13 protein-coding genes are annotated in these 18024 nt (G+C 69.2%); 4 read left to right on the top strand and 9 right to left on the bottom strand.

What is annotated here, in order from left to right:
- Nucleotides 1-124 precede the first annotated feature (124 nt).
- On the top strand, nucleotides 125-1936 hold the full coding sequence (locus tag AC07P1_RS15045) for a tannase/feruloyl esterase family alpha/beta hydrolase (protein ID WP_494696580.1): 1812 nt from the start codon (nucleotides 125-127) through the stop codon (nucleotides 1934-1936).
- 12 nt (nucleotides 1937-1948) lie between these two features.
- Here the strand turns inward: AC07P1_RS15045 and AC07P1_RS15040 are convergent, their stop codons facing one another.
- From AC07P1_RS15040 to AC07P1_RS15030, 3 genes are read right to left on the bottom strand one after another with little or no spacing between them, the layout of a single operon-like run.
- Nucleotides 1949-5074 carry an efflux RND transporter permease subunit gene (locus tag AC07P1_RS15040; protein ID WP_494696579.1) on the bottom strand — a complete coding sequence of 1042 codons (3126 nt, stop codon included), beginning with the start codon at nucleotides 5072-5074 and terminating at the stop codon, nucleotides 1949-1951.
- A 13-nt stretch (nucleotides 5075-5087) separates the two neighbouring features.
- Complete coding sequence (locus AC07P1_RS15035; protein WP_494696578.1) at nucleotides 5088-6230, bottom strand: efflux RND transporter periplasmic adaptor subunit; 1143 nt, start codon at nucleotides 6228-6230, stop codon at nucleotides 5088-5090.
- Nucleotides 6230-7759 (bottom strand): efflux transporter outer membrane subunit, encoded by a 1530-nt coding sequence (locus AC07P1_RS15030; protein WP_494696577.1) that lies wholly within the window; start codon nucleotides 7757-7759, stop codon nucleotides 6230-6232. Before AC07P1_RS15030 ends, AC07P1_RS15035 begins: the two co-directional genes overlap by 1 nt.
- Before the next feature lie 158 nt (nucleotides 7760-7917).
- On the opposite strand from AC07P1_RS15030, the gene AC07P1_RS15025 reads away from it, so the two are divergent.
- Genes AC07P1_RS15025 through AC07P1_RS15015 form a run of 3 tightly spaced genes read left to right on the top strand, consistent with a single transcriptional unit; the run spans nucleotide 7918 to nucleotide 10764 of the window.
- A complete protein-coding gene (locus AC07P1_RS15025; RefSeq protein ID WP_494696576.1) occupies nucleotides 7918-8724 on the top strand; it encodes a MipA/OmpV family protein in 807 nt (268 codons plus the stop codon).
- Complete coding sequence (locus AC07P1_RS15020) at nucleotides 8724-9410, top strand: response regulator transcription factor (protein WP_494696575.1); 687 nt, start codon at nucleotides 8724-8726, stop codon at nucleotides 9408-9410. The genes AC07P1_RS15025 and AC07P1_RS15020 overlap by 1 nt, the downstream gene beginning before the upstream one ends.
- Nucleotides 9379-10764: a sensor histidine kinase gene (locus AC07P1_RS15015; RefSeq protein ID WP_494696574.1), complete on the top strand. Its 1386-nt coding sequence runs from the start codon at nucleotides 9379-9381 to the stop codon at nucleotides 10762-10764. The genes AC07P1_RS15020 and AC07P1_RS15015 overlap by 32 nt, the downstream gene beginning before the upstream one ends.
- Nucleotides 10765-10836: 72 nt before the next feature.
- Here AC07P1_RS15015 and AC07P1_RS15010 read toward each other — a convergent pair whose 3' ends face one another.
- The 6 genes from AC07P1_RS15010 to AC07P1_RS14985 form a co-directional block, all read right to left on the bottom strand.
- Nucleotides 10837-12279, bottom strand: coding sequence for a UDP-glucose dehydrogenase family protein (locus AC07P1_RS15010; protein WP_494696573.1), 1443 nt, complete (start codon nucleotides 12277-12279; stop codon nucleotides 10837-10839).
- Nucleotides 12280-12366: 87 nt separating this feature from the next.
- Entirely contained in the window at nucleotides 12367-13329 is a 963-nt protein-coding gene (locus AC07P1_RS15005) for a polysaccharide deacetylase family protein (protein ID WP_494696572.1), read from the bottom strand.
- A complete protein-coding gene (locus AC07P1_RS15000) occupies nucleotides 13329-14381 on the bottom strand; it encodes a bifunctional UDP-4-keto-pentose/UDP-xylose synthase (protein ID WP_494696571.1) in 1053 nt (350 codons plus the stop codon). Before AC07P1_RS15000 ends, AC07P1_RS15005 begins: the two co-directional genes overlap by 1 nt.
- On the bottom strand, nucleotides 14378-15331 hold the full coding sequence (locus AC07P1_RS14995; protein ID WP_494696570.1) for a formyltransferase: 954 nt from the start codon (nucleotides 15329-15331) through the stop codon (nucleotides 14378-14380). Before AC07P1_RS14995 ends, AC07P1_RS15000 begins: the two co-directional genes overlap by 4 nt.
- Entirely contained in the window at nucleotides 15328-16341 is a 1014-nt protein-coding gene (locus tag AC07P1_RS14990) for a glycosyltransferase (RefSeq protein ID WP_494696569.1), read from the bottom strand. The genes AC07P1_RS14995 and AC07P1_RS14990 overlap by 4 nt, the downstream gene beginning before the upstream one ends.
- Nucleotides 16338-17981, bottom strand: a complete 1644-nt coding sequence (locus AC07P1_RS14985; protein WP_494696852.1) for a glycosyltransferase family 39 protein — start codon at nucleotides 17979-17981, stop codon at nucleotides 16338-16340. Before AC07P1_RS14985 ends, AC07P1_RS14990 begins: the two co-directional genes overlap by 4 nt.
- Nucleotides 17982-18024: the final 43 nt, after the last annotated feature.

Genomic DNA, 18024 nt, shown 5'->3' with positions numbered 1-18024 from the left:
ATACCCACAGAGTATCGACGACAAACCAATTCGGTCTTGGACACACTCCGGCCTGTTCTCTATTCTCAGTTCGTGCCACGAATGCCACAGCACAAACCTAAAAATAGAAAGCACGGAGACCGAAATGAAAAAATCCACACCAGCGGGAACGGCGTTGACACGCCTGTTTGCAAGCGCGGCGGCCCTAGGCCTCGCCGCATGCGGTTCCAGCGATCCGATCACGCCCGAAACCCCGGCGCCCCCGGCCACACTGGCCTGCAACGACACCATGAAGACGGGCTTTGCTCCCGACGCCAACACCAAGGTGCTGCTGGTCAAGGCATTCAAGAAAGGCGAACCGTTGCTGGCTAGCGGCACCGCGACATCCGCCACGCCGACGGCCACCAGCGACGTCTGCATGGTCAAGCTGCTGGTCGGCCCCGGCAATCCGGGCCCCGCCGGCGCGCCGTCGACCTCCCCGGGCATCGGCATCGAAGTCTGGCTGCCCGCGCCGGGCAATTGGAACAACCGCATCCACGTGCGCGGCGGCGGCGGCTGGGCCGGCAGCGCCGAGGGCGATATCGCCCAGCTGGCGAGCGACTCGGTGGACACACCCTCGCCCGCCGCTATCGCCATGGAGGAAGGCGCGGTGTCGGCCAGCACGGATACCGGCCACACCAGTTCCCCGCCGAGCCTCGACGCCTCGTTCGCGATGAACCCGGACGGCACCATCAACACCACGCTGTGGAAGGACTTCGCCGAACGCGGCATCCATGAAATGGCGGTCAAGACCAAGGCGCTGGCCAAGGCCTACTACGGCAAGGATGCCAAATACGCCTATTGGAACGGCTTTTCCACCGGCGGCCGCCAGGGCTTGAAGGAGGCGCAGGCCAACCCCGCCGACTTCGACGGCATCCTCGCCGGCGCGCCGGCCATCAACTGGAGCAAGTTCATCGTCACCGAGCTGTATCCGCAGGTCGTCATGCAGCGCGACCTGGCCGGCGTCAACCTGGGCAACGACCAGCTCGACTTGCTGTCCAACGCCGCCATCGACGCCTGCGACAGCGTCGGCGGCCAGCACCTGGGCTATATCCCCGATCCCGCGCAATGCCGCTACGATCCGCGCAAGGATGCCAAGGTGTTGTGCGCCGGCGTCGCCGGTGTCGGCGTCACCGGCGCCAGCGCACTGCCCAGCTGCGTCAACCTGGCGCAGGCGGGCGCGCTCAACAAGATGTGGTACGGGCAGACGACCGACGGCTCCGTGCCGGATCCGGCGCTCGACAACGGTTTCGGCACCGCCACAGCCGCCGCGCAGAAATGGTACGGACTGGCGCGCGGCACCAGCATGACCGCGCTGGCGGGGGCGGCGCAGTTTCCCATCGCCAGCGAGATGGTCGCGCTCTCGCTGCAAAACCCGCTGTTGGCCAGCCCGCTGTTCCGCAACGCCACCGGCAACGGCGCCAATGGCTGGAAAAGCCTGGGCTATGCCGCCCTGTCCATGGCCTGGGAGCGCGGCGTCGCGCTGCAGCCGGCCTTCGGCAACATCAACACCGACAACCCGGACCTGTCCGCGTTCAAGGCGCGCAACGGCAAGCTGATCATGTATCACGGCCTGGCCGACGTGCTGATCCCGCCGCAGGGCTCGATCAACTACTACCACCGCGTGGCCGAGCAGATGGGCGGCATGGCGGCGGTACAGGGCTTCTACCGGTTTTACCTGGTTCCGGGCATGGGCCATTCGTTCAACAACGGCACCTCCAACCCCACGGCGACGCCGCCGTTGCCGACCAATGCGCAGCTGTACGCGTTGCTGACGGACTGGGTCGAAAAAGGCAGCGCGCCGGGCACCATCACCGCCGGTTCCGGCGCGAAGACCAGGCCGCTGTGCGTCTATCCGCAAAAAGCCGTCTTCACCTCGGGCGATCCGAACCAGGCCACAAGTTATAGCTGCATGTGACACGTACAGAAGCTATGGGCGGGGCCGGAGGCGAGCCTCCGCGTCCGCCGGCGCGATCCGCGCGTCGCTCTCCGCTCTCCGCACGCGTGCGGCCAACCACTGCACGGCGTCGTCGACATAGGTGAACACCACAGGAATGACAAGCAGGCTCAGTACCGTCGAAGTAATCAACCCGCCGATGACGACAATCGCCATCGGCGCGCGGAAGCTGGGGTCGGCGCCCCAGCCCAGCGCGATCGGCAGCATGCCCGCGCCCATGGCGATGGTGGTCATGACGATCGGACGCACGCGCTTGCCGCAGGCGTCGATAATCGCGTCCCAGCGCGCCAGGCCGTGGTCGCGGCGCGCCAGGATGATGTAGTCGATCAGCAGGATCGAATTCTTGGTGGCGATCCCCATCAGCATGATCAGGCCGATCATCGACGGCATCGACAGTGCCGTGCCCGTGACGAACAAGGCCAGGAAGGCGCCGGGCACCGACAGCACCAGCGCGGCCAGGATCGTCACCGGCTGCATGAAGTCCTTCAGCAGCAGCACCAGCACGATGTAGATGCACAGCACGCCAGTCAGCATCGCCACGCCGAAGCCGGCGGCCAGCTCGCCCATCGCCTCGGCGTCGCCGATGGTCGCCTGCACCACGCCCGACGGCATCTTTTGCAGGCTCGGCAGCGCCAGGACGGCCGCTTCGATGTCGCCCAGCGGCTGGCCGTTCAGCTCGATCTCGAAGTTGACGTTGCGCAGACGGTCGTAGCGCGCGATCTCCGACGGCCCGCTGCCGATCGTCAGCGTGGCGACGTTCTCCAGCGACACCGGCCCGCGCGCGCCCGGCACCGGCAGACGCTTGAGCGTTTCGAAGTCGTCGCGGGCGCCGTCGGCCAGCCGCACGACGACCGGCACCTGGCGCTCGCTCAGGTTGAGCTTGGCCAGTTCCTGGTCGTAGTCGCCGGTGGTGGCCACCCGCAGCGTGTCGGCAATGGCCGCCGAGGTCACGCCGAGATCGGCGGCGCGGTCGAAATCCGGGCGCACGATCAACTCGGGGCGCAGCAGGCTGGCGGTGGAAGTAACCGCGCCGATGCCGGCGATGCCGCGCAGCTCGTTTTCCACCAGCAAGGCGTGGCGGGCCAGCGCCGCGCCGTCCTCGCCGGCGAGCACCAGCACATAGTTTTCCGATTCCCCCATGCCGACCTTGACGCGGGCGCCGGGCAAGGCGGCCAGCGCCGCGCGCAGCTGCGACTCGATTCCCTGCTTGGTCAGGCCCGGGCGGTCGTCGCGATGCGTCAGGTTCAGCGTAAGCACGGCAGTGCGCACGTCGGCGACGGCGCCGCCGGACGAGCCGGCCGGATCGGCGCCAGCGCTGCCGCCGCCGATGGCCGAATACACCAGCTTGACGTGCCGGTTGCCCATGACGATGCCGCGCGCCCGCTCGGCCAGCGCGAGCGTGTCGCCCAGCTTGGCGCCCGGAGCCAGGGTCACCGTCACCTGCGTTTGCCAATCGTCGTCGGGCGGGATGAAGGTACCGGGCAGCGTGGCCGCCAGCATCAGCCCGCCCGCGAAGAACATGGCGGCGGCAGCCACGGTCAGCGCCCGGTGGCGCAGGCACCAGCGCGCGCAGGACAGATAGGCGTCCAGCCAGCGCGGCGCGTGACGAGGCTCGGCCTTGGGCGCGCGCAAGAGATAGGCCGACATCATCGGCGTGAGCATGCGCGCCACCACCAGCGAGAAGAACACCGCGATGGCCGCCGTCCAGCCGAACTGGACGAAGAACTTGCCGACCGTGCCGCCCATGAAGGCCGTCGGCAGGAACACGGCGATCAAGGTGAAGGTGGTGGCCACCACCGCCAGGCCGATCTCGTCGGCCGCCTCCATCGCCGCCTGGAACGGCGTTTTTCCCATCAACAGATGGCGCTCGATGTTTTCGATCTCGACGATGGCGTCGTCGACCAGCACGCCGATCACCAGCGACAGCGACAGCAGGCTGACCGTGTTGACGGTGAAGCCCATCCAGTGCATCAGCGCGAAGGTCGGGATGGCCGACAGCGGCAGCGCCACCGCCGCGATCAAGGTGGCGCGCCAGTCGCGCAGGAACAGGAACACCACCAGCACCGCCAGCGCCGCGCCCTCGTACAGCAGCCGCATCGAGCCGTCGTAGTTCTCGCGCACCGGGTCGACGAAGTTGAAGGCCTCGGTGACGACGATGTCCGCGTGCTTGGCCTTGAGGCGCTCGAGTGCGCGCTGGACGCCCTCGGCGACGTCGATCTCGCCGGCGCCGCGCGAGCGCGTGATCTCGAAGCCGACCACCGGCGCGCCGTTCAATAGCGCGACCGAGCGCGGTTCGGCGACGGTGTCGGTGACCGTCGCCACCCGGTCGAGCCGTACCCGGCGGCCATCGCCCAGGGTCACGTCCAGCATGGCCACCTCGGCGGCCGATTGCACCGTGGCGATGGTGCGCACCGATTGCTCGGCGCCGCCCAGGTTGACGCGCCCGCCCGGCGACTCGCGCTGGATCTGGCGCAGCTGGCGCGACAGGTCCACCGCCGTCGTGTTCAGCGCCAGCAGCCGCGCCGGGTCCAGGGCCACGCGCACCTCCCGGTCCACGCCGCCGACCCGCGTGATGGCGCCCACGCCGGGCACCGCCAGCAGCGTCTTGCCGACCTCGTTGTCGACGAACCAGGACAGCGCCTCCGCGTCCATGTGGCTGGAGGCGACGGTGTAGGTCAGGATGGGCGCGCCGGCCAGTTCCATCTTGCGGATCACCGGGTCGCGCAGGTCGGCCGGCAGGTCGGCGCGGACGCGGGAGACGGCGTCGCGCACGTCCTCGACGGCCTGCTGCGCCGGTTTTTCGAGGTGGAACTCGATCGCGATGTTGGCGTTGCCGTCGGTCAGGGTGCTGCGGATGTGCTTGACGCCCTGCACGGTGGCCAGCGCGTCCTCGATCTTGCGGGCGACGTCGGTCTCCAGCTGCGCCGGCGAGGCGCCGGGCAACTCGGCGCTGACGGTGACCGTCGGCAGCTCGATGTCGGGAAAGTTCTGCACCTTCATCGCGCGGAAGCCCATCAGGCCCCCAATCGTCAACAGGATGAACAACAGGATGGCCGGGGTCGGATTGCGAATCGACCAGGAGGATATATTGAAATGCATCGCGTTCTTTCGATTAGTTGGTATCGGCGACGACGGCGGCCGCCGCCGCTGCCGCTGCGGGCGCGGGCGCCACCGTGACCAGGTCGCCGTGGCCGAGGAAGGCGCCGCCGGCCACCACCACCCGCGCCGGCGCGGCGATGCCGTCGACGATCTCTATCCTGTCGCCCGCGCGCCGCCCCACTTTCACCTTGGTCTGCGCCACGCGCGAATCGGCGCCCACCCGCAGTACGTAGCTGAAGCCGTCGCGCATCAGCACCGCGCTTTGCGGCAAGGTCACCATGCGCGCGCTGCCGGTCTCGAACTCGCCGCGCGCGAACATGCCGGCGCGCGCGGTGCCGTCCGGCGGCAGGTCCACGTACACCAGACCGTTGCGCGAGAGCGTGTCGACCGCCGGCGCGACCATCCGCAGGCGGCCCCTGACCGGCTTGCCGCCGGCCGGCGTCACCAGCGCGGCCTGGCCGGGCTTGAGCCGGACCAGGTCCGAAGCCGCGACCTCGGCGCGCCATTCGAGCCGGCCGCGCAGGATCAGCCGGAACAGCTCCTGCCCGGCCGGCGGCACCGCCCCCACCGTCGCGCTGCGCGCCGAGATCACGCCATCGTCCGGGGCCAGCACGCGGGTCTGCGCCAGGCGCAATTGCTGGGTGTTCTCGGCGGCCCGCAACGCGTCCAGGCGCGCCTGCGCGGTGCGCTCGGCCGTGAGGTATTGCTGGATTTGCTGGGCCGACATGGCGCCGGTGGTTTGCAGTTGCCGGGCGCGCTGCGCGTTGGCCCCGGCCTCGGCCAGCGCGGCCTCCGCCTCGGCGGCTGCGGCGCGGCTTTGCGCCAGCTCGGCGCCCACGGTGGCGGCGGCGAAGGTGGCCAGCACCTGGCCGCGCCGGACCACGTCGCCGACATTGACCTTGACCTCGGCCAGGCGCAGGCCGTTGGCCTCGGCGCCGATGCTGGCTTCCTGCCACGCGGTGATATTGCCGTTGGCGGCCAGCCGGATCGGTAGCACCACCGGCCGCGGCGTCGCGACCTCGACCGTCAGCGCGCTCCTGGCGGCGGCCGCCGGCGGCTTGGCCGACTCCGGCATGGCCACCGCGATGGCGGCGACGGCAAGCGCGGCGGCAAAGGCTGCTGCCAAATAGAAGAGATGGGGGCGTATATTTTTCATCATTGGTTTCCTTGTTCCTGGCGGGCCGGCACGGCGCGGGTGCCGATGTTGACAATGGGTGGTTGGGGCGTATCGCTGGCGGTCGAAGGCACCGCCGGCGCACCGGTTTCGGACCAGCCGCCGCCGAGCTCGCGGTACAGGGCGATCCAGGCGGCCACACGCTCGCGGCGCAGCCCGATCACCGCGGCCTGCGCCTCGAGCATGCTGCGGCGGGCGTCCTCCAGCTCGAACAAGCTGGCGGTGCCGGCCTGGTAGCTCGCCTCCGTCGCACGATAGGAGCGCTCGAATCCGGCGGCGGCCGCATCGGTGTCGGCGCCGCGCGCGGCCGTGCTTTGTAGTGTGACCAACGCCGTTTCCACGTCGCGCACCGCCTCGCGCAGGCGCGCCGCGTAGACCGTGGTGGCGGTCTCGTAGCGCACGCGCGCCGCCTGCGCGTTGGCGCGCAGCGCGCCGCCGTCGAACAGCGGCAACGTCACGGTGACCGGCCCCACGCTCCAGACGCTGCCGTTGCTGCTGATGCCGCCGCCGCTCACGCGGTTGGCGCCGATGCTGCCGGCCAGGGTGACGCGCGGCCAGCGTCGCGCCTGCGCCTGGTCTGCCCGCGCGCTGGCGGCCGCGACGTCGCGCGCGGCGGCGTAAATATCGGGCCGTTGCACCAGCACGGCGGCCGGCACGGCGGCCACGGCCAGTTCGGCCGGTAGCGGCAAGCGGGCGGCCCCGGCGGCGAGCTCGCCGCGCAGCGCCGTCTCATCCAGCGCGGTGAGCGCGACCAGGGCCTTGACCGAGAGATCGCATTGCGCGCGCTGCTGGATCAGCGCGGCGTTCGCCTGCGCGGCGCTGGCGCGCGCCAGATCGGCCGTGGCCGGCGCGCGGAAGCCGGCGTCCGCCGCCAGATCGGTCAATTCGGAGGTCCGGGTGCGCGAACGGGCATCGAGCTCCGTCTGCACCAGTTGCGCTTCGCAGGCGCGCAAGCCAAGGTAGGCGGTGGCGATCTCGGCGGCCAGCGACACCCGCGCCATATGCCAGCCGGCCTGGCTGGACTCGAGCGCGGCCTGGGCGGCGCCGGCGCCGGCGCGATTGGCGCCGAACAGGTCCAGCTCCCAGCCGGCCTCCAAGCCGGCCGACGCCGCCTTGCCGACCGGCCCGGCGATCTCCGAGCGCCCCCGGCTGGCGCTGGCATTGGCGCCCAGGTTGGGCAGCAAGGCGGCGCCGCTGGACACCCTGGCCGCGCGGGCGTCGGCGATGCGGGCCACGGCTTCAGCCAGCGTCGGGCTGGCTTTCTGCCCGGCCGCGATCAGGCGCGGCACGAGCGGGTCGTCGAACTGTCCCCACCAGAGGCCCAGGTCGGCAAGCCGACCGCCGTGCGGCAGCGGCGCGTGCCATCGGGCGGCCACCGGCGCCGCCGGACCGCCCGGTGTCAGCCCGGGAGCGGGCGTCGCGCAGCCGGCCAATAACGCGGCGGCGGCCAGCCACGGCGCGTGCGACAGCGGCCGGCGGAAGAGTAAATGGAAGTTGGCGGGTGAACGCATGCGATGCCCTCGGCTTTAACAATGCGTCACTATCGGGCAGCGCGCCTTTCCGAATACTTACCGGGAAGGACGGGTTTTGATGTTTTTTTCGGGTAAGTATTCAGTAAGACGACTTCGCCGACCATGTGGTTTCACATTCAACATTCGGAGAAACCACCATGCAGTTTCCGCGCATCTTTACCTCGGCCACCACTATCCACCACGTGGCGGTCGCCTCGGCCCTCGCACTCGGGTTGGGCGCCTCTTGCGTGGCCAGCGCCGCTCCGGGCGACGAGGCTTCCTCCTGGGGCCTGGGCGTCGCCGCGTTCACCGAGCAGCAGCCCTACACCGGCATCGACCGGGAAAACCGCGTGCTGCCGCTGATCTCCTACGAGAACCAATATGTGCGCGTGTTCGGCCCCGTCGTCGAGTTCAAGGCGTACAGCGTCGACCTCGGCGGCGGCCAGCGCCTCGACCTGCGCGTGATCGGCAAATACGACTTCAGCGGCTATGAGGCCGGCGACGCGACCATCCTGAACGGCATGCGCGAGCGCAAAAGCGGCTTCTGGGCGGGCGGCAAGGTGAAATGGCAGACCGGCGTGGTCGATGTCAGCGCCGAACTGCTGGCCGACGCCTCGGGCAACAGCAAGGGCCGCCGCTTCAACCTCGGCCTGGAAAAGAACTGGCGCATCGGCCAGCATGTTATATTGACACCCCGCGCAGGCGCCAGCTGGGTCGACAAGAAATACGTCGATTACTACTATGGTGTCGCCGCCGACGAGGCGCGCGCCGGCCGTGCCGCTTACGAGGGCAAATCCGGCGTCAACGCCGAGCTGGGCCTGCGCAGCACCTACGTTTTCGATGCGCACCACTCCATGTTCCTTGATCTGGGGGTGAGCAAGCTTGCCAAAAAGATCAAGGATAGCCCTCTGGTCGACCGCGCGACCGAGAGCCGCGTCGGCCTGGGATACCTATACCGCTTCTGATGAATCGCATTCTACTAATCGAAGACCACGACCGCCTTGCCCAGCTGATGTGCAAGGCGCTGGCGGCCGCCGGCATCGCGGTCGACGTCATCGACCGCATCGACACCGCGTGGTCCGCCATCCAGCAACTGCCCTACCAGGCGATCATCCTCGACCGGGGCTTGCCGGACGGCGACGGGCTGACCCTGTTGCAGCGCGTGCGCGGCGCCGGGCTGCACGTGCCCTGCCTGGTGCTGACGGCGCGCGACGCGCTGCACGACCGCGTCGCGGGGCTCGAGGCGGGGGCCGACGACTACCTGCCCAAGCCGTTCGCCATGGACGAGATGGTCGCGCGCGCGCGGGCCTTGCTGCGCCGCCCCGTCGATTTCCGCCCGCTAGACCCCAGCCACGACGACCTGACCCTGCGCCCCGGCGAGGGCCTGGTCTGCTGCGCGGAGGAAAGCGTCAGCCTCGCCCCGGCGGAGATGCAGATCATGCTGATGCTGGTGCACCGCCATGCCGAGGTGGTGCGCCGCAGCGCGCTGGAGGCCGCCGCCTGGGGGCTGAGCGAGGCCGTCACGCCGAACGCGCTGGACGTGGCGCTGCACCGGATACGCCGCAAACTGCTGGCCATCGGCTCGCGCCAACGGATCGTCAATGTGAGGGGACTGGGTTATGCGCTTCGTGAAACCGACGTGGCTCAATAGCCTGGGCGTCAAAGTCCTGCTCGCCTACGTGGCCGGCATGGTGCTCAGCGTCACCCTGCTGCTGGCGGCCGTTTTTTACCTCATCACGACGAAAAGCGAGATTTTGCCCAGCATGGACGTGGCGGAACGCGCGGAGGAAATGGCCGAGGCGCTGCTCTTCGATCGCGCCGGACGGCCGGTCGGCTTCCTGGAAAGCGAAGACAGTCATCCCTGGACCTACGACAGTCTCCGGCGCGAGATCTCGTACCGCGTGCTGGACGCGGCCGGCGACGTCGCGCTGGCGTCCGCCACCGGCCCCGGCACGGCATGGCCGTCGATACCGGCGACGCGCCGGTTGACACCCGGCCCCTTCACCTTCGATTTCGCCGGCGTGCCGATGTACGCCGGCACCGCCGCCGTCGAACACGACGGCAAGCGCTGGTATGTGCAGTTCGCCGCCAGCAAGCGGATAGTCGAGCTGTTCCAAACCGAGTTCGCGCTGCCGTTCATGGGCGCCGGCATCGTGTTGTTCAGTCTGGTCATGCTGTTCGCCTTCGGCGCCTGCGCGCTCATCACGCTGCGCTACACGCTCAAGCCGCTGCGCGAGGTGTCGGAGTCGGCCGCGTCGATTTCCCCGCGCGCGCTGCACGCGCGGCTGCGGGTCAACGCGGTGCCGGCCGAGATCGCGCCGCTGGTCGACAGTTTCAACCGCGTGCTCGAGCGCCTGGAACAGGGTTATCGCGTCCAGCAAGGTTTTCTGGCGACGGCCGCGCACGAGCTGAAAACGCCGCTCGCCCTGATCCGCGCGCAAATCGAGCTGACGGACAAAGGCGAGGAGCGCGAGTCGCTGCTCAGCGACATCCAGCACATGACCCGCCAGGTGCAGCAGTTGCTGCTGCTGGCCGAAGCGAGCGAGGAGCAGAATTACATTTTCGCCATGGTCGATCCGCGCGACGTCGGCGCCGAGGCGGTCGACTACCTGCGGCGCATGGCCGATGCGGCGAACGTGCGCCTGACCTTGCGCGACGACGGCCCGGCGGCGCCATGGCAGGCAGACCCGGCGACGCTGTTCACCTTGCTGAAAAACCTGCTGGAAAACGCCATCCAGCATGCCCCCGAAGGCACCGAAGTGTGCGTGACGATCGGCGCCGAGGCGCTGACGGTACGCGATAGCGGCCCGGGGGTGGCGCCCGAACAGATGGCGCGAATGTTCGAACGTTTCTGGCGCGGCGCGCATCGCCGCGACCATGGCGCCGGGCTGGGCCTCTCGATCTGCCAGGAGATCGCGCGGGCGCACGGCTGGACACTGGCGGCGCAGCGGATGGAGCCGGGTCTGCTGTTCCGGCTGACGACCCGACCGGCGCCCGAGGCGTAAAACCGGTGCGGCGGATGCCGCATCGGCGTTCCAGCTTGCCTGTCATCGCGGCGCGGTCCATCCAGCGTTCCATCAGGCGCGCACTAAAGAAACGCAGTGTTGCGAAACCGCCCGCCGAGCCGTGGCGCGCGGCGCGCTCGACGGCGCGTCCCTGGCGAGCAGGGAGCCGCGCCCGATGCCATGGTACTCAAATCCGTACTCGTCCATCGCCTCCGGCTCGAACAGATTGCGTCCGTCGAAAATGACCGGCTGTTTCAGCGCCGCCTTGATCTTGCCGAAATCGGGGCTGCGAAACGCCTTCCACTCGGTGACGATCGCCAGCGCGTCGGCGCCCGCCAGGGCGTCGAGCGGGGTGGCGGCGAAGCGCACCCGCGCCAGCTCATCGGCGCGCAGATCCAGCGCCAACGTCCGCGCGGCCTCGGCCATCGCGACCGGGTCGTACACGGCCACGCTCGCGCCCGCGCGCAGCAACTGGCGCAGCAGCGAGCGCGCCGGCGCCTCCCGCATGTCGTCGGTGTTCGGCTTGAACGCCAGTCCCCACACGGCGAAATGCATGCCGTCCAGATCTTCGCCGTAGCGCCCCAGGATCTTGCGGCCCAGCAGCAGCTGCTGGTGCTGGTTGACCGCCTCCACCGCGCGCAGGATCAACAGCTCCTGGCCGAAGCGTCCGGCGGTGCGCGCGAGCGCCCGCACGTCCTTGGGAAAGCAGGACCCGCCGTAGCCGGCGCCGGCGTACAGGAAGCCGTGGCCGATGCGCGGATCGGAGCCGATGCCGCGGCGCACCGCCTCGATATCGACGCCGACGCAATCGGCCAGATTGGCCAGTTCGTTCATCAACGAGATGCGCGTGGCCAGCATGGCGTTGGCGGCATACTTGGTGAATTCCGCCGAGCGCACGTCCATCCAGTGGGTGCGCTCGTGATTGCGGTTGAAAGGCTTGTAGAGCGTGCGCAGCAGGTCGCGCGCGCGCTCGCCGTCGGGCGTGTCGTCGCAGCCGATGACGATGCGGTCGGGCCGCATGAAATCCTCGACCGCCGCGCCCTCCTTGAGGAACTCGGGGTTGGAGACGACCGAGAAAGCGGCGTCCGAAGCGCGTCTGCCCAGCTCCTCGCGCAGCGCGGCGGCTACGCGCTCGCCGGTGCCGACCGGCACGGTCGACTTGTCGACCACCACCTTGAAGCCCCGCATGTGGCGCCCGATCGCGCGCGCGGCGGCCAGCACGTGCCGCAGGTCGGCGGCGCCGTCCTCGTCGCCCGGCGTGCCGACCGCGATGAACTGCAAGTCGCCGTGCTCCACCGCGGCGGCGACGTCGGTGCAAAAGCGCAGCCGCCCGGCGTCACGGTTGCGTTCGACGATCTCCTCCAGCCCCGGTTCGTGGATCGGCATGCCGCCGCTATTGAGCAGCGCGATCTTGCCCTCGTCGAGGTCGAGGCAGACGACATCGTTGCCCAGTTCGGCCAGGCAGGCGCCCGTCACCAGGCCGACGTAGCCCGTTCCGATGATGGTGATTTTCATGCTGGCGCCCCGCTTGGTTGGAACGGATCGGGAAATTGCGACATCGGGATACTCCTCAAAATAAAGGGAAGGAAAGGAAAGTTCACGCTACAACGCCCCGCCCTGCATGATCACGCGCCCGGACCGCCCGGGCAGCTCGCCCCAGCCCAACGGCGACGCCGGCAGCGGCGCATGCCTGACCTTGTCGTAGTAGTCGGCCATCGCGCCGAACCGGTAGCCCTGCGCGCGCCAGCCGAGCAGCAATTGCTCGAACACCGGCGCCAGCTTTTGCCCCTCCAGCTCGGCGTGCAGCGTGTAGACATGGTCGCGCGGGGCGCCGGCGGTCAGCGACAACAGGTGTGCCGCGACGTTGTCCACCGTGATCGTCCTGCCGTCGATTGCGCGGCCGAGCAGTTCGTCGAGCGTGGGCAGCGTGGTGGGCAACTGGACGCAGTCGATCAGGCGGCCGCCGGCCACCACCCGGTGCGGTCCACAGGCCGGGTCGCGCAGCGCGCCCCGGGCGTCGAGCGGAACGCGGCCGTCCGAGGCGTAGCGGTAGCCGGCCGCGTCGTGTTCGGCGAAGGCGGCGGCGTTCATCTGCCAGCCGGCCGCGCCGTGCGTGCGCGTGGCCACGCCGAACACGTCGACATGGCGGCGCGCGGCCTTGCGCATCATCTCGCGCGTCCAGTCGGCGCCGCGCGCGGCGACGTTGTCCTGCCACCGCACGTGGTCCCAGGTGTGGATGCCGCATTCGAAACCGGCGTCGCGCACCGCGCGCAGCTCCGCGGCGCAGCGCCGGCCGATGTCGGGGCCCGGCAGCAAGGTGCCGTACATCAGCGTCTTCAAACCGTAGTGCTCCACCACCGACGTGCGCGCGACCTTGTCGAAAAAACCGGGCCGCAGCGCGCGCCGCAAGGCCCAGCCGGTGTGGTCCGGGCCGAGCGAAAACAGGAACGTGGCGCTGGCCCCGTGTGTGCGCAGCATGCGCACCAGGTTGCCCACGCCCAGCCGGGTGCCGCGGAAGGTGTCGACGTCGATCTTGAGCGTCAACAGCGGTGGTGTCGCCGCCATCATTCGATCAGCGCCCGCGCCTGCGCGACATGGCCGCGATAGGCGTCGAAGATGCGCCGCAGCGCGTCGGCCATGCCGGTGACCGGCTTCCAGCCCAGGTCCGCGCTGGTGTTGCTGATCTTCGGCACGCGGTTCTGCACGTCCTGGTAACCCTCGCCGTAGTACGCGCCGGAGGTGGTCTCGACGATCTTCACCCGCCGCGCCGCCTCCGCGTACTCCGGGTAGTCGGCGGCCAACGCCATCATCATCTGGGCCAGCTCGCGGATCGAATAATTGTTGACCGGATTGCCGATGTTGTAGATCTTGCCGGTGGCGACGCCGCCGGCGTTGGCGATGATGCGCACCAGCGCGTCGATGCCGTCGTCGATGTAGGTGAAAGCGCGTTTTTGCGCGCCGCCGTCGACCAGCGAGATGGCCTCGCCGCGCACGATATGGCCGAAGAACTGCGTCACCACGCGCGACGACCCCTCCTTGGCGGTGTGGATCGAGTCGAGCCCCGCGCCGATCCAGTTAAAGGGACGGAACAGCGTGAAGTTCAGGCCCTCCATGCCATAGCCCCAGATCACCCGGTCCATCAACTGCTTGGCGTTGGAATAGATCCAGCGCGGTTTGTTGATCGGCCCGCACACCAGCTCGGAGTTTTCGGGATCGAACTCCTCGTCGTGGCACATGCCGTACACCTCCGACGTCGACGGGAACACCAGGTGCTTGCCGTATTTGGCGGCCGAACGCACGATCGGCAGGTTGGCCTCGAAATCGAGTTCGAACACGCGCAGGGGCTCCTTGACGTAGGTCGACGGCGTGGCGATGGCGACCAGCGGCACGATCACGTCGCATTTCTTGACGTGGTATTCGATCCACTCCTTGTTGATCGTGATGTCGCCCTCGTAGAAGTGCATGCGCGACTTGTAGGCCGGGTTCTCCAGCAGGGCCGTGATGCGGTCGGTGTGCATGTCCATGCCGAACACCTCCCAGTCGGTGGTTTCGAGGATGCGCTTGGACAGGTGGTGGCCGATAAAGCCGTTGACGCCAAGGATAAGGACTTTTTTCATGGATTTACTCGGGTGATGTCGATCTGCGCCGCCGAACTGGCCAGCATGGTTTGTAACTGTTGTGGCGATACTTCCGCCGCGCCGTCCAGCAAGGAGGAGATGGCCAGCATGCGGCCGTCGCCGCACACGCCGACGATCCCGCCGTCGAGCACCGCCAGGCCGGGCGCCATGCCGGAGGCCGGAGATCCCGGCAGCAGGCGCGCGCGCGCCAAGGTCAACGACACGCCGTCGACCTCCGTGTGGGCGCCGGGATAAGGCGGCGCCACCGCGCGGTGCAGGTTGTAGACGGTTCGGGCGTCGGCGCGCCAGTCGATGCGGCCGTCGGCCGGCGTGCGCCCGCCGAAGTAGCTGCCCTGCCGCAGGTCGTTGTCGCGGCGCGGCGCGGCGCCCGCCAGCAACGCCGGCAGCACGCCCCACAAGGTCTGCTCGGCCGCCACGGTGACTTTGCCGAACACCTCGAAGGCCGTGTCGTCGGGCAGGATGGGCACCGCCGTCTGCGCCACGATGGCGCCGGCGTCGGGCTTGACGCTCATCTCGTGCAAGGTGGCGCCGGTGCGGTCGGCGCCGTGCAGTACCGCCCAGTTGACCGGCGCGCGGCCGCGGAATTTCGGCAGCAGCGAGCCATGCATGTTGTAGGCCGGCGCCACCGCCAGCACGGCGGCCGGCAGCATGTGGCGGTAGTAAAAACTGAACAGGAAATCCGGGCGCGCCGCGCGCACCGAGGCCAGCAACGCCGGATCGGCCGGATCGGCATGGACGGCGGTGGCGATGCCGTGCTCGCGGCACAGCGCCCGCACCGAGCCATACCAGATGTTCTCGGCCGGATCATCATCGTGCGTGAGCACCAGCGGCACGTCCACGCCGCCGGCCAGCAGCACCCGCAGGCAACGCACGCCGACCTCGTGGTAGGCGAACACCACGGCGCGGGGAGCCGCGCCTGGCGCCGTCACCGCCCCACCCCGCGCTGTTCCAGCGGCATGATGGCCGCCGCGTTGGCGGCGTCTGCCACCTGCCGCCGCGCCGCCGGCGCCAGCTCCTCGAGGATGGTTTGCACCACATAACGCGGCCGCGCGCGCACCTGCTGGTAAATGCGGCCGATGTACTCCCCCAACAAGCCGATGCCGAACAGGATCACGCCCATCAGGAAGAACAGCAGCGCGAACAGGGTGAACGCCCCCTCGGCTTCGGCGCCGAGCAGCAGCCGGCGCGTCAACAGCACCAGCACCAACAGGCCGGAGGCGCCCGACAGCGCCATGCCCAGCATCGAGAACAGTTGCAGCGGAATCAGCGAGAAGCCGGTCACCAAGTCGAAGTTGAGCCGTATCAGGCTGTAGAACGAATACTTGGACTCGCCGGCCGCGCGCTCCTCGTGCTCGACCACGACCTCGGCCGGATTGCGCGCGAAGGTGTAGGCCAGCGCCGGCACGAAGGTGTTGACCTCCGCGCATTGATTGACCAGGTCGATGACATTGCGGCCGTAGGCGCGCAGCATGTTGCCCTGGTCGGTGATGCGGATGTGGGTGATGCGTTCGCGCATCCGGTTCATCGCCTTCGACGCCAGCGTGCGCCAGGCCGCATCCTGGCGCACGCGCCGGATCGAACCGACGTAGTCGTGGCCCGCGCGGATCCGCTCGACCAGCTTGCCGATCTCCTCGGGCGGGTTTTGCAGGTCGGCGTCGAGGGTGACCATGATCTCGCCGCGCGCGGACTGGAAGCCGGCCAGGATCGCCATGTGCTGGCCGTAATTGCCGTTGAACAGCACCACCCGGGTGACGTCGGGACGCCGCCGGAACTGCTCGGCCAGCAACGACGCCGAGGCGTCGCGGCTGCCGTCGTTGACGAACACGATCTCATAACCGGTGCACAGCGCGTCGAGCGCCGGGTACAGGCGCTCGAACAGGCCGGGCAGTCCCGCCTCCTCGTTGTAGACCGGAACGACGATGGACAATTCGGGCGTCATGGCAATCCTTTCGCCAGTTGATTGGAGATCACCAGCCGGCGCCCGTCGCGTGCCACCAGCCGCATCGGCACGCCGCGCTGGCGCAGCCGGTCGTACAGGGCCTGGCTGGCGATGGCCATCGAGGGCCGGCCGGCGGCGGCGTCGCGCCGCCATTCGGCGACGAACTCGTCCAGCCCGGACAGCGCCAGTCGCGGCTCCTGTCGCAGCCCGAAGGCGAATTCGTCCACGTATTCGACCAGGATCGCCGGCCGGCCCAGGTAGAAGGTCAGCGACTGCTCGTACCGGCCGACCGCATACAGTTTGGTGGACGGCGTCAGTTCGGCCCGGATCGCCGGCAGCAGCGCGGTGCCCGCGCGGTCCTTGCCGTACACCTCGAAACCGGCGACGATCAGGTGGGTGGCGAGAAAGCCGGCCACCGCCATCGTCAGGACGGTCGAATCGCGCCGGACGCGCGCCGCGTGGAACCACGCCAGGCAACCGCCGACCAACAGGATGCAGCCGGCGAACATCAGCCACGGCTGGTAGCTGCGCAGGCTGTGCGGCGCAGAGCCGACCGCGCCCGCGCCCGTCGCCAGCGCCACCGGCACCGCGACCACCAGCACCGCGCCCACCACCGCCAGCAGCGCGGCGGCGGCCATGTGCGGGCGGCGGCCGGCGGCGTCCAGGCACAGCGCCGTGAGCAACGCCAGCGCGGGGAACACCGGCACGATGTAGCCGGGCAGCTTCGAGCTCGACATGCTGAAAAACACAAAGATGAAGGCGAACCAGATCAGCAACAGCAATCGCGGTTGGAACCGGCCCGGCGCGCGCCTGGCGCCGGCCGCCAACGCGTGCGGCAGCCAGCCCAACCAGGGCAACATGCCAGGCAGCAGCAGCATGATGAAGGCGTACCATGGCCCCTCGCGCTGGTGGCCAGGGCTCAGGAAGCGGTCGAAATGCTCGTGGACGAAGAAGAAATACGGCTGCTCGGGGTTGCGCTGGGCGACCAGGATGAACCAGGGCGCGGCGACGGCGAAAAACAGCAGCAATCCCTTGCCGATGTGCAGACGGGTCCAGACGCGCCAATCGCGCGCGGCGGCGCCGTAGAGCACCAGCACGGCGCCCGGCAGCACCACGCCGACCAGGCCCTTGGCCAGCACCGCCAGCGCCATCGCCGCCCACGCGACCAGCATCCAGGCGCGCCGCTGGCCGACGGTGGCGCCATCGCGTTGGGCGATCAGCACGGCGGCCAGGCAGGTGGCCATCATGCCCGACAAGCTCATGTCGAGCGAATTGATCTGGCCCGACGCCAGCCAGAACAGGGTCGACGCCAGCACCAGGCCAGCATACAGCCCGACGCGGGGGGGAAACACAACGCGTCCGGCCCAGGCGGTCATGACCACGCCGACGATGCCGCAGACGCCGGTCCACAGCCGCGCCTGCCATTCGCCCAGGCCGAACAGGGTGAAGGTCAGCGCGTTCATCCACGCTTGCAACGGCGGTTTCTCGAAATATTTAATGCCGTTCAAGCGCGTGGTGATCCAGTCGCCGCTGACGAACATCTCCCGGCCGATCTCGGCGTAGCGGCCCTCGTCGGGCGGCACCAGGGTGCGCACACCGAGCGCGCCCAGCGTGATCAGGACGAAGCCGCCGAACAGCATCCACAGCAGCGCCGTCGACAGCGGTGGCGTGGCGCCGGCGCGC

The organism is Duganella sp. GW821-FHT07F09 (assembly GCF_059418705.1).
Note: the sequence above shows the minus strand (reverse complement) of the source record. Positions and strands in the feature narration are given on the sequence as shown.